The organism is Kribbella sp. CA-294648 (genome assembly GCF_050943845.1).
Lineage (GTDB): Bacteria > Actinomycetota > Actinomycetes > Propionibacteriales > Kribbellaceae > Kribbella.
The window spans coordinates 2,426,188-2,439,200 of the sequence record NZ_CP191981.1; the positions used below are offsets into that span (position 1 = coordinate 2,426,188).

Sequence of the window (13,013 nt, forward strand, 5' to 3'; positions counted from 1 at the left end):
GGCCGGCCGGAGAGACGTGAGGCTGTAGATGAGGTATGCCCTGACGCCCCCGCGAAGGCGGTGGGTCGCTGCGCTCCTGGTGCTCGCAGCGGTCGTCTTCCAGTTCACCCCGACCCCCGCGTTCGCCGGCACCCTGACTGGCGTCTTCCACGCGCCGCACGGTGCCGACGAGCTCTACAACACCGCCCCGACCGAGCGCTCGCCCCGCGACCCGATGGCCGGCCAGGCCGTCGAGGTGAAGGCCACCACCTGGCCGGTCTCACCGGGCCAGACGGTCTGGATCACCTGGACCAAGAACGGCGTCAACCAGACGCCGATCGGCGCCGCCTTCGACTACAACAGCGGCAACAACACGTACTGGAAGGTCCCACTCGGCACGTTCGCGCGCGGCGACAAGATCACCTACACGGTGAACGCGGACGTCGACGGCGCCAACCAGAAGACCACCGGCCCGTTCTCCTTCGCGGTGACCAGCTACTCCGGTACCAGCAACGTCTCGGGCTACGTCAACAACGGGACCAGCGTCGACGTCACCACCGGCGACACCGCGGGCAGCTTCACCCCCAAGGTCCGGTTCGCATTCCCGGCGGCGAACCGCTTCCACGTCCAGGTGGCGCCGACCGGCAGCGGTCTGAACATCAGCGGCTCCTCGGCGTACACGCTGACCAACAGCGCGACCACGTTGCAGCTCGCCACCGCCAACGTGGTGGTGAAGATCCAGAAGACCCCGTACCGCGTCGCCGTCTACAAGGGTGACGGAACGACCCTGATCGCCCGCCAGTACGACCCGGCCACCTTCCGCAACACCGGCTGGGCCAGCGACGGCAGTACGACGGTCACCAAGGTCGAGGACCATTGGCACTCACCCGCGGCCGAACGCTTCGAAGGGTTCGGCGAGCGATACGACGCGCTGAACCAGCGGGGCAAGGACGTCCACAACTATGTCTACAACCAGTACCAGGACCAGGGCCCGACTGCCCGGACCTATCTCAGCGTCCCGTTCTTCACGAACTCCGCCGGCTACGGCATCTACGTCCCCAGCACCCGGTACTCCGTGTTCAACCTCGGCACCCACCTGAGTGACATGGCGGGTTTCACCGTCGACACCGGTGGCGCGCTCAACTCGACCGTCGACTACCACTTCTTCACCGGTACCCGCGCCGAGATGATCGACCAGTACACGGCCGTCACCGCGCGGCCGAAGCTGCCGCCGAAGTGGTCGTTCGGGCTGTGGATGTCCGCGAACGAGTGGAACACCCAGGCCGAGGTGAACGCCGAGCTCGCGAACGTCACCTCGAACAACATCCCGCACAGCGCGATGGTGCTCGAGCAGTGGGCGGACGAGGCGACCTTCTACCTGTGGCACGGCGCGACGTACACGCCGAAGCCGGGCAGCCAGGCGCTCGCTTACAGCGATCTGACCTTCCCCGCGGGCAGCGCCTGGAGCAATCCGAAGGCGATGGTCACCGCGGCGCACAACCAGAACATCAAGATGATCCTGTGGCAGATCCCGGTGCTGAAACAGGATTTCGACAGCAATCCGCCGACAGCGCCACAGCAACACATCAACGACCGCGACTACGCCGTTGCCCAGGGCTACGTTCTCGGTGACGGTGCCGGCGGCCCCTACCGGATCCCGTCGGGTCAGTGGTTCGGCAACAGCACTGTGCCGGACTTCACCAAGGCCGCCGCCACCAACTGGTGGATGAGCAAGCGGTCCTACCTGTTCGACGAGGTCGGCATCGACGGCTTCAAGACCGACGGCAGCGAGGCGGTCTTCGGCCGCAACGTGACGAGTGGCAGCGGCCGCAAGGGCGACGAGCTGCACAACGCCTACCCGAACGAGTACACCCGCGCCTACAAGAACTTCGTCGAGACCAAGACGGGCACCCAGGGCGTCCTGTTCAGTCGCGGCGGTACGTCGGGTGCGCAGGCGAACTCGATCTTCTGGGCCGGTGACCAGGCGTCGACCTTCGATGCCTTCCAGCAGGCGGTCCGGGCCGGTCAGAGCGCCGGTCAGTCCGGCATCCCGTTCTGGTCGTGGGACATGGCAGGCTTCACCGGGACGTTCCCGAGCAGCGAGCTCTACCTCCGCTCTGCGGCGCAGGCGACGTTCTCGCCGATCATGCAGTACCACTCGGAGAAGTCGAACCCTGGTGTCTCCGAGGCCCGTACGCCGTGGAACGTGCAGGCTCGCTCGGGTGACACGACGGTGATCCCGAAGTTCCGCAAGTTCGCCAACACCCGGATGAACCTGATCCCGTACCTGTACACGGAAGCCAAGAACGCTTCCACCACCGGGCTGCCGATGATGCAGGCGATGAGCGTCGCGTACCCGAACGACACAACGGCGGCCGCGCAGGACCAGCAGTACATGTTCGGACGGCAGTTGCTGGTGGCACCGATCACCACCCAGGGCGCGACCAGCAAGAATGTCTACCTGCCGGCCGGCGAATGGTACGACTTCTGGAACGGCGGTCGTGCGCAGGGCGCCGGTACAAAGGTCTACAACGCCGACACGAGCACCATTCCGGTCTATGCGAAGGCCGGCGCGATCGTCCCGCTCAACCTGAACGCGAACTACGAACTCGGCGGGAACATCGGCAACAGCGTCGACAACTACACGAACCTTGCCTTCCGCATCTATCCGTCGGGCACGACCAGTTACGGGTACTTCGAGGACTCGGCGAACCAGACCCGCCCGGTCACCTCGACCGAGAACTTCGCCGGGCACCAGGTCACCGTGAGCGTTCCGCCGCTCGCCACCAAAAGCACTCTGCAGGTGGCGTCCAGCAAACCGACCTCGGTGACCAAGGGCGGCGTCGCGATGACGGCGCATGCCACGCTCGCCGCATTGCAGGCAGCCGCGGAGGGTTGGTACTGGGATCCCGTCCAGCAGTTGACGATGGTCAAGACCGCGGCCAGCGCGGCGACGCGAAGCGTAGTACTGAACGGTGTCGACAAGGCGGCTTACGAGGCCGAGTTCGGCAGCAACATCGGTACGACGACGAACACGAACCACGCCGGCTTCACCGGCACCGGCTTCGTCGATGGATTCGAGACGGCCGGCGATGCGGTCCAGGTCGACACCAACGCGAGTGTCACCGGCAGCCACGTCATCAAACTCCGCTACTCCAACGGAGCCGCCACCGCGGCAACCCGCACCATTCAGGTGGATGGCGTCAACATCGGCACCATCAACCTCCCGACCACAGGCAACTGGGACACCTGGGCAACAGCCACGCTGACAACCAACCTGACCGCAGGAAAACGCGTGGTGAAAGTCCTCTACGGCACCGGCGGCATCAACCTGGACAACATCTCGGTGGTGCGCCCATGAAACGTCTCGCAGCATTCCTGCTCCTTCTTCCACTGCTGGTTGTGTTGCCTACCGCAACGGCAAACGCGGCGGTGCAGCGGGTGCAGTTCACTGCCGGTGGCAACTACCTCGTCGTGGAGTTTCTCGACAATGATCTGGTGCATTTCGAGATGGGTGCGGGGAGTGGTCCCGGCACCGGGTCGCCGATTTTCACCACCACGCAGATCGCCAAGACCGACTATCCCGGCCCGACCAGCCTCAACCAGGTTGGCGGGGTGCTGACGACGCCCGGCATCAAGGTCGATGTCAACACGTCCACCCTCTGCGCGACCGTCTACGACACCACCCGGGTCCCGCAGCTTCTGCTCAACACCACCTGCCCGCGCAATCTCGGGCAAGCTTGGAAGGGGCTGAGCTTCACCAAGTCGTCGATGCAGAACGCCTACGGGCTCGGCGAGCAGTTCTTCATGGGTGGGAGTGCCGACGGCGACTGGGTCGGGCGGCAGCGCACCGGCGGTGCCTACGGCAACGCGATGCTCTACGACACGGACAACGGCCCGGTCGGCAATGCGCAGATCCCGGTGCTCTTCGCGGTCGGTGCCAACACCACGAACTACGGCCTGTTCGTCGACCAGGTCTACAAGCAGCAGTGGAACCTCACCGGCGATCCCTGGACGATGGACACCTTCGGCGACCAGCTCCGGTGGTATGTGATGAGCGGTCCCGACCTGCCCGACCTCCGCAAGGACTACCTCGAACTGACCGGCCGGCCGCCGGTGCCGCCGAAGAAGGCGTTCGGGTTGTGGATGTCGGAGTACGGCTACGACAACTGGGGCGAAATCGACGCCACCCTCAACGGCCTGCGGGCGAACAAGTTCCCGACCGACGGCGTGATGCTCGACGTCAACTGGTTCGGGGGCGTCACGGCCGGCTCCGACAACACCCGGATGGGCACGCTGGAGTGGGACCCGGTCAACTTCCCGAATCCGGCCACCAAGCTGGCGCAGTACAAGAACACCAACGGCGTCGGGGTGATGACGATCGAGGAGTCGTACGTCGGCAAGAACCTCCCCGAGCACTCGAGCATGGCATCGGCGGGCTATCTCATCCGGGCGGGTTGCTCGAGTTGCAGCCCGGCGTACCTGACCGGGAACGACTGGTGGGGCCGCGGCGGCATGCTCGACTGGACCCAGCCGGCCGCGAGCGAGCAGTGGCACAACACGCAGCGCCAGCCGCTGATCACCGCCGGCGTCATGGGCCACTGGCTCGACCTGGGCGAGCCCGAGATGTACGACGCCAACGACTGGACCGCGGGGCTGCTCCCCGGCAAGCACGCCCACTCCGACTACCACAACCTCTACAACCTGGAGTGGTCTCGCGGGATCGCGAAGGGCTACACGGACAACGCGGTCCAGCAGCGCCCGTTCATGCTCGCCCGGTCAGCGGCCGGTGGCATCCAGCGCACCGGTACGGCGATGTGGTCCGGCGACATCGGCTCGAAGCTGCCCGCGCTCGCCGCCCAGCAGAACGTCCAGATGCACATGTCGATGTCGGGGATCGACTACTTCGGCTCGGACATCGGCGGCTTCCGGCGGGAGATGCTGAACAGCGACCTGAACGAGCTCTACACCCAGTGGTTCGCGAACTCGTCCTGGTTCGACGTCCCGATCCGGCCGCACACCGAGAACCTCTGCAACTGCGCGGAGACCTCACCCGACTCGATCGGCGACGTACCGAGCAACCTGGCCAACCTGCGGCAGCGGTACGAGCTCACGCCGTACTACTACTCGCTGGCGCACCGGGCCCACACCACCGGCGAACCGTTGATCCCGCCGCTGGTCTACCAGTACCAGAACGACCCGAACGTCCGTGAGGTCGGCCACGAGAAGCTGATCGGCAAGGACCTCCTGGTCGGCGTCGCGGCCGGGGCGAACCAGCGCAAGCGGGACGTCTACCTGCCGGCCGGTACCTGGTTCGACTACTACACCAACACCAAGACGGTCAGCACCGGCCAGACACTGACCGACGTACCGCTGTGGCGCAACGGCAAGTTCCAGCTGCCCGCCTATGCCCGGGCCGGCGCGATCATCCCGAAGATGCACGTCGACGACCAGACGATGAACGTCGTCGGCAAACGCGCCGACGGTACGACGCGCAACGAGCTGGTGGCCCGCGTGTACGCCGACACCACCGCGTCGTCGTTCACTCTCGCCGAGGACGACGGCTCGACCGTCGGCTACCAGACGGGTGCGAAGCGCACCACCAACCTCACCCAGCAGAGATCGGGCAGTACGGCGACTGTCGGCATCGCGGCGTCGTCGGGCACCTACGCCGGAGCACCCGCCTCGCGGCAGAACGTCGTCGAGCTGGTCGCCGACACGCAAGCGTCGGGGGTCACGCTCAACGGCACCGCGCTGACGCAGTACGCGAACAAGGCGGCCTTCGACGCGGCGGCCAGCGGCTGGTACAACGCCGGCGGCAACCTCGTCGTGGCCAAGTCGGCCTCGCTGGCGACGAGCACCGCGAAGACGTTCGTCTTCACCCTCGGCCAGGCGGTCGTGTCGAAGACCTTCAGCTGCGCCAACGGCACCACGACGGCCGGGCAGTCGGTGTACGTCGTCGGCAGCGCGCCGCAACTTGGGGCCTGGTCGGTGGCGAGCGCGGTGAAGCTGGCCCCGACAAGTTATCCGATCTGGACCGGAACCATCAGTAACCTGCCGCCCAGCACGACCGTTGAATGGAAGTGCATCAAACGCCAGGAAGCGAACTATCCGGCGACCGCCGACCAGTGGGGGCCGGATCCGAACGTGTCCTTCGTGACCCCGGCGAGCGGATCGGGAGGGACCACCGCCGGCAGCTTCTGAGATCCTCCTCGCGACGCGCTCTCCGGTATCCGGAGAGCGCGTTCCGGCTTCTGGACAGTCGTCCAGTTCCTGGCACTGTCATGCCAGTGTCACCCACTGTCGCGCGCTCTGCGAGCCTGGTCACGGACGGGTATGTCCTGAGTAAGGACTGTGTGAAGATTCGCTGCTGACCCCCGTCTGGAGGTGGTCAGACGTTCAAGGAACCGTAAGTTCTCCAGAGGTGTCGGTCGAAGTCAGGAGTGAGCGAAGTGCAACGGGGCAGTCGGGTCGTGCCGTCGGCATGCCCACGAGAACTCACGTCGGCGTCGGTGCCGGCATGACCGCGGCCAACAAGATCCTGATCATCGCCGGGGTGGCTTTGCTGCTCGGCGGCATCGGACTCGGCTTCCGGTCGGTGTCTGCGACCGGGGTCGACTGCGGCTCGGTGTTCCAGCCGGCCGCGGGAATCACGCCGATGGCCTGCGACGGGCGGCTGAACAGCTCGGGCACCCTGGTCACCGGCGTCCTGGTGGCCGGAGCGCTGTGTCTGGCCGCCGCCCTCGCCGTGAAGGTGCTCCGCGACCGCGTCGCCGCCTGAGCTCCGAGTTACGTCGTACCGGAAGCTGGTGCCATGAGCATCGAACCGTTCCGGCTGGACGTTCCGCAGGCTGAGCTGGACGACTTGTGGGCCAGGATCGACCTGACCCGCTGGCCTGACGAGCTGCCCGGCGCCGGGTGGGCGTACGGCGTACCGCTGGCGTATCTGCGGGACCTCACGCAGTACTGGCGCCATGAGTACGACTGGCGCGCGGCCGAGGCGCGGCTCAACGAGTGGGAGCAGTTCACCACCACGATCGACGGCACCCGGGTGCACTTCGCGCACGTGCGATCGCCGGAGCCCGACGCGACCCCGCTGCTCATCACCCACGGCTGGCCCGGCTCGATCGTCGAGTTCGAGCAGATCGCGGGCCTGCTGACCGACCCACGCTCGTACGGCGGTGACCCTGCCGATGCCTTCCATTTGGTGATGCCGAGCATTCCCGGCTTCACGCTCTCAGGCCCGACCCCGGAAACGGGATGGGAGGGCAAGCGAGTCGCTCGGGCCTTCGCTGAACTCATGCAACGGGTTGGCTACGACCGGTACGGCGTACAGGGCGGTGACTGGGGTTCGTGGATCTCCCGGGAGCTCGGGCGGATCCATCCGGATCGGGTCATCGGGGTGCACCTCAACCTCATTCCAGGGGCCGGTGCGACCAGCGAGCCGACCGAGGAGGAGCTGGCGGAGCTGTCGCCTGCCGAGCGTGAGCGCACATGGGCGTCCTGGCGGCGGTTTGAGGCTTGGGCGAAGGAGAGTCAGGGGTATGCCGAGCTGCAGGGGACTCGGCCGCAGACGCTGGCCTACGCATTGACCGATTCGCCGGTCGGGCAGCTGGCCTGGATCGCGGAGAAGTTCGAGGAATGGTCGGACGGGCCGATCGGCCGCGACCACCTGCTCACCAACGTGATGCTCTACTGGCTGACCGGCACCGCCGGCTCGTCCGCCCGCATCTACTACGAACGCGCCCACGCCCCGTACTACGGCCGCCCGATCGAACCGTCGACCACCCCGACCGCCCTCGCCGACTTCGCCCAGGAGAACTTCATCCCCCTGCGGCACATCGCCGAACGAACCAACAACCTGGTCCGCTGGACCCACTTCCCCCAAGGCGGCCACTTCGCCGCCCTCGAACACCCCACCCTCCTGGCCGCCGACATCCAAGCCTTCTTCCGCGAACTGGCGAGCTGATCTCGACGCCGAGCTGCGTGCCGACCGACAGGTAGTGCACCCCCGAGACGTTGTACACGAGGCTGCGGGATGCGCTCAGGTGCACTGATCTACCGCAACTACATCCTGTCGGTCGGCACGCAGAGAGCCGACGGAGCTGATCGGCTCGCTGTCGGCCGGGACACCGAGCGCCGGCCGAGCTGATGGGCTCGCAGTCGGCCGGGACAAAGCGCCGGTGGAGCTGATGGGCTCACTCCGACCCTGGGAGTCAGGGGCGGAGGACGAGTTTGCCTGTGGTGCGGCGGGCGCGGAGTTCCTCGTGGGCGCGGCCGGCCTCGGTGAGCGGGTACTCCGCGACGACCGGCTCGAGCTTGCCAGTGGCAACCAGATCGAACAACTCGGCGAGCGGTTCGCGAAAGGCACCGGGCGCCTTCAGCGCGGGCTGGAGCCAGAAGCCCGCCACCGCGCGGTTGTGCTCGGCCAGCAGCGCCGGGTCGACGAGCGGGCGGCCCTCGTGGGCGGCGTTGCCATAGGTGACCAGCCGCCCGAATCCGGCCAGTGCCCCGAGCGCCGCGCCGAAGGTCGCGCCACCGGTCGACTCGAGCACCACGTCCACCGGACGATTGTTGTTAGCGGCAACGACCCTGGCGGCGTACCCGTCCGGATCGCTCGCCACGGCGATGTCCGCACCGAGCGATACGGCGAGCTTCCGCTTCTCATCCGTCGAAGCGACAGCGATCACCCGGCCGGCGCCGAAGAGCCTCGCGAGTTGCACGGCCAGGATCCCAACTCCACCGGCGGCCGCGTTCACCACGACAGATTCACCGCGTGACAGGCGAGCGCTGCTGCGCAACAGGTGCCAGGCAGTGAGTCCCTGGATGAGGAGGGCAAGCGCCTCGGCGTCACCGACCCGGCCGGGGACGTCGACGGCGTCGTCGGCGGCCACCACGGCGAGTTCGGCGTACCCGCCGCCCTTGAAGTTGTGGGCCAGGACGCGGCGACCGTCCCAGGTCCGCCCGATGACCTCGGAACCAGGGATGAACGGCAGCTCGACGCTTGTCGTGCTGGTGCCATCAGTGCGATGGATATCGGCATAGTTCACTCCGGCCGCGTCGACCTCGATCAGCAACTCTCCCGCCCCGGCAACCGGCGCCCCCACCTCAACAGGCACCAACACCTCAGGCCCCCCAAACCGGCTCACCTGAATCGCACGCATGCCCCGGTCCCGTCCTCTAGATGAACCCCCAACGTAAGCCCGAAACCCCACCCCCACCCCGCCCATTGCACGTTGTTGCAACCCCCACCACCCCCACCCCACCCTCCGCGCCCCCGCCGTGCGCTCGGCACACCCACCAGCACACCCCACCCACGCGCCCTCGCCACTCGCGCTCGGCACACCCCACCCACGCGCCCTCGCCACTCGCGCGCGGCACACCCCACCCACGCGCCCTCGCCACTCGCGCGCGGCACACCCCACCCACGCGCCCTCACCACTCGCGCGCGGCACACCCCACCCACGCGCCCTCATCACTCGCTCGGCACCCCCCACCAAGCACTCTCCACCCGCGCCTCCACCAAGCACTCGCTCGGCGCCGAGCCGAAGCCCGGCCGAGCCCCGGCTTCCTGACTTCCGACCATCTCAGGGGTCAACCCCCGAAGTACTGGGTTGCCACCCCAGAATCTCAGGGGGCAACCCACACACTCAGGGGTCAACCCCCGAAACGCCGACGCGAAGGCCGAGCTGGCCTGCGGCTCGGAGCGCCCGATTCCGAAAGCTCCCGCCCACACGCCGAGGCGACCTCTCGCTCGACCGCAATGCCGGACCCGCACAATTCGCCCGCCGACCGGGGAGCATACTCACCGTGCAGAGGGGGGACGATTCTCCCCGGACCCGACGAAAAGACTCCCCGAACCCCGGCTGGCCTCGCCGCGTTCCGGGCGCGCGCCCAGGTCGGCTTCCGGGTGGCCGCTAAACCGACAGCTTGTTGTTGTCGACGAGCCAGGTGAGGGCGTCGAGGGTTGCGCCGAGGGCGGAGTACGACGGTTGGAAACCCAGCAGTCTGGCGGCTTTCTCCATCGAGCAGTGGGGGCTGTGGGCGATGTGGTCCCAGGTGATCTGGGCGTCGCGTTCGGAGACGGTCTTGCGCCACTCCTCCCACGGCAGGAACGCCAGCCGCGGCTCCTGCCCGAACCACCTGGCCACCCCCTCGGCGTACCCGCGCAACGTCATCGCGCCCGCCGCGACCGCGTGGAAGCTCTCGCCGACCGCGACCGACCGGTTGGCCAGCGCCGCGAGGAAGACGCCGGCGACGTCAGCCGCGTGAACATGCTGGACGGTCTCCATCCCAAGATTCGGCAGGACCAGCTCCTCGCCCCTGGCCAGCGTCTCGAACACGCCGAGGTCGAGGTGCCCGGCCGGGTTGACCGGCGCCCAACCCGGCCCGCTGATGTGCCCGGGGCGGATGACGGTGGCCGGCAACCCGTCGCGGCCGAGCAGGTAGCGTTCGATCGCGGCCTTCGCGATCCCGTACTCGCCGAACGGCACCGTCACCGCCTCTTCCGGCGTCGGCACCAGCGCGCTCGGCCCGTGCACCCAAATGGTCCCGCAGTGCAACAGATGCCGCACCCGACCGCGAAGCGCCTCGCCGAGCTGCCGAGCGCTCTCCTCGGTGAAACAGATCAGGTCGATCACCACATCAGCCTCGAGCGCGCGAACCCGCTCCCCGAACGTCCCCGCGGCGTCCTCCGCCTCGCGATCGACCTTGACCAACTCGATCCGCCGCCAGGCCGAGCCCGCCCGGTACGCCGTACGCTCGCCGCGGCTGAGCACGACGACCTGATGCCCCGCCTGCACGAGCTCGGGAACCAGGTAGCTGCCGATATGTCCTGTGCCTCCGATGACCACGATCCGCATGCTGTCCACCCTAGTGTCCTGAGTCGGAGGTTCCTGCGCATCTCCGGCGCCCAGGCACGCACCTCGCGGCGTTGGAGAACCGTCCACGATGCTGCGCATCGAGGACGCTCCTCCGCCTTGCGATGCACGCACCTGGACACCGGAGCTGCTGCAGGAACCTCCGACTCAGGACACTAGGCGGGCGAACTATCGTGGCGGCATGAGTTTCACCGGTTTCCCGGCGGCGGCGCTGGACTTCTACGACGATCTCGAGATGGACAACAGCAAGACGTTCTGGACGGCGAACAAACACATCTACGAGGAGTCCGTCCGGGCGCCGATGGTCGCGTTGCTGGCCGGGCTGGAGGAGGAGTTCGGTCCGGCCAAGATCTTCCGGCCGTACCGCGACGTGCGCTTCGCCAAGGACAAGACGCCATACAAGACAGCCCAGGGCGCCTTCGTCGCACTCGGTCCGTCGACCGGGTACTACGTCCAGGTGGCGGCACCCGGAGTACGCGTCGGCGCAGGCTTCTACGAGGCACCCGCCGACCGTCTCGCCCGCCTCCGAACCGCCATCGACGACGACCGCCGAGGCAACGAACTGGCCAAACTGCTGGCCGACCTCCAGGCAGAGGGCTGGACCCTAGGCGGCGACAAACTCAAAACCACCCCCCGCGGCTACGACGCCACCCACCCCCGCATCGACCTACTCCGCCACAAGTCCATGACCCTCGGCAAGTCCTACGGCTTCGAACCCATCATCCACACCCCAGCCCTACTCGACGAAATCCGCAACGACTGGCGCGCCACGGCTCCCTTCCTCGATTGGGTCACGGCCAACGCCTGACCGATCAACCACTCACCTTGGCACGCCGGGATCGGGCCCGCAGGAACTGCCCGGCTGACGCTCAGTCGAGGTCGCGAAGGATTCCGGCTAGGGCGTCGCGGGTTTTGCTGGGTGGGGGAGCGGCGACGCAGAGGGCTTCCATGGTGGCTGTGTATTGGTCGAGGTCTTCGAGCTTGTCCAGATAGAGGGCGCTGGTGAGGTGCTCGATGTAGACGATGTCCGGCAGGTCCTGCTCGGGGAAACGCAGGATGCTGTACGCGCCTCCGGTCGCCGCGTGGCCGCCGGAATCGAACGGCATCACCTGCAGGGTGACATTCGGCATGTACGAGGCCTCGATCAGGTGTTCAAGCTGGATCTGCATCGCCTTCCGCCCGCCGATTGGCCGGCGGAGTACCGACTCGTCGACGACCGCCCACAGCCGCACCGGGGTCGGCTGCAGCAGGATCTTCTGGCGGTTGACCCGTAGCGAGACCCGGCGCTCGATCTCTTCGGCCGGGATCTGGCCGCGGCCGAGCTGGACGACCGCGCGGACGTACTCCTCGGTCTGCAGCAGGCCGGGAACGAACTGGAGCTCGTAGGTACGGATCAGCTGGGCGGCTGCCTCGAGCCCGAGATAGGACTGGAACCAGCTGGGCAGTACGTCGCCGAAGCGGTGCCACCAGCCAGGGTTGTTCGCCTCCCGGGCCAGTGCCAGCAGCCGCTCGCGCTCTTCGCTGTCGTCGAGGCCGTACATCGTCAGCAGGTCGCCGACGTCGCGTTCCTTGAAGCCGACCCGGCCGAGCTCCATCCGGCTCACCTTGGACTCCGAGGAGCGGATCTCGTAGCCGGCGTCGGACCGGGTGATCCCGGCCGCCTCACGCATCCTCCGCAGATGCCCGCCGAGGATGATCCGCAGTGCGGTCGGCCCGCTCTGGGCGCCCGACTCCGTCACCGTCACCTCCGACGCCCAGCTTGATCCACACGGCAGCCCGCCTACCCCGACGGAATCATCTCACGCTCAACCCGTGATCTGTCGAAGTTCTTACATATGACTCGAGGTCCGAGGCGGCATCGATTCCAGCCCTGATCACGGACGGTGACGGCTTGTCGGTACTCCGCGTCTGCCGGCCCGACGTCGCGCAGTACCGGTAACCGCTTCCCGATCAGCCGGATCGGCAGGTTTCACGCTCAGATGAGCGGTTCCAGGGCCGGTTTTGAGCCTGCGGATGGTCACAAGTCGAAAACGTGCGAATGCACGTGCATCGGGCGCTTGCATTCGTATCGTGCGACCGCCATGATTGATCCATGCACAGAAGGTGAGCTGAATCTCGCGAATAGTGACATCGCGTGATCCGGCAGGCCGGTCC

8 protein-coding genes are annotated in these 13,013 nt (G+C 67.2%); 5 read left to right on the plus strand and 3 right to left on the minus strand.

All coding sequences use genetic code 11. From position 1 onward, the window contains the following. Nucleotides 1–28: 28 nt before the first annotated feature. The 4 genes from ACQPYM_RS11790 (at nt 29) to ACQPYM_RS11805 (ending at nt 7,948) form a co-directional block, all read left to right on the plus strand. The gene (locus tag ACQPYM_RS11790) at nt 29–3,340 is read left to right on the plus strand and encodes a TIM-barrel domain-containing protein (RefSeq protein ID WP_433019223.1); all 3,312 of its coding nucleotides are present in this window, start codon (nt 29–31) and stop codon (nt 3,338–3,340) included. Further along, a complete protein-coding gene (locus ACQPYM_RS11795; RefSeq protein WP_433019226.1) occupies nt 3,337–6,183 on the plus strand; it encodes a TIM-barrel domain-containing protein in 2,847 nt (948 codons plus the stop codon). The genes ACQPYM_RS11790 and ACQPYM_RS11795 overlap by 4 nt, the downstream gene beginning before the upstream one ends. 280 nt (nt 6,184–6,463) lie before the next feature. Next, entirely contained in the window at nt 6,464–6,760 is a 297-nt protein-coding gene (locus tag ACQPYM_RS11800; RefSeq protein WP_433019229.1) for a hypothetical protein, read from the plus strand. 33 nt (nt 6,761–6,793) lie between these two features. After that, nucleotides 6,794–7,948 (plus strand): epoxide hydrolase family protein, encoded by a 1,155-nt coding sequence (locus tag ACQPYM_RS11805; protein ID WP_433019232.1) that lies wholly within the window; start codon nt 6,794–6,796, stop codon nt 7,946–7,948. Between the two features lie 247 nt (nt 7,949–8,195). Here the strand turns inward: ACQPYM_RS11805 and ACQPYM_RS11810 are convergent, their stop codons facing one another. Beyond that, on the minus strand, nt 8,196–9,104 hold the full coding sequence (locus ACQPYM_RS11810) for a quinone oxidoreductase family protein (RefSeq protein ID WP_433019235.1): 909 nt from the start codon (nt 9,102–9,104) through the stop codon (nt 8,196–8,198). Nucleotides 9,105–9,896: 792 nt separating this feature from the next. Beyond that, nucleotides 9,897–10,841, minus strand: coding sequence for an NAD-dependent epimerase/dehydratase family protein (locus ACQPYM_RS11815; protein ID WP_433019238.1), 945 nt, complete (start codon nt 10,839–10,841; stop codon nt 9,897–9,899). A gap of 199 nt (nt 10,842–11,040) precedes the next feature. Between ACQPYM_RS11815 and ACQPYM_RS11820 the strand changes: the two genes are divergently transcribed. Continuing rightward, on the plus strand, nt 11,041–11,667 hold the full coding sequence (locus ACQPYM_RS11820; RefSeq protein ID WP_433019241.1) for a DUF2461 domain-containing protein: 627 nt from the start codon (nt 11,041–11,043) through the stop codon (nt 11,665–11,667). A gap of 61 nt (nt 11,668–11,728) precedes the next feature. Here the strand turns inward: ACQPYM_RS11820 and ACQPYM_RS11825 are convergent, their stop codons facing one another. Then, entirely contained in the window at nt 11,729–12,598 is an 870-nt protein-coding gene (locus tag ACQPYM_RS11825; RefSeq protein ID WP_433023255.1) for a helix-turn-helix domain-containing protein, read from the minus strand. Nucleotides 12,599–13,013: the final 415 nt, after the last annotated feature.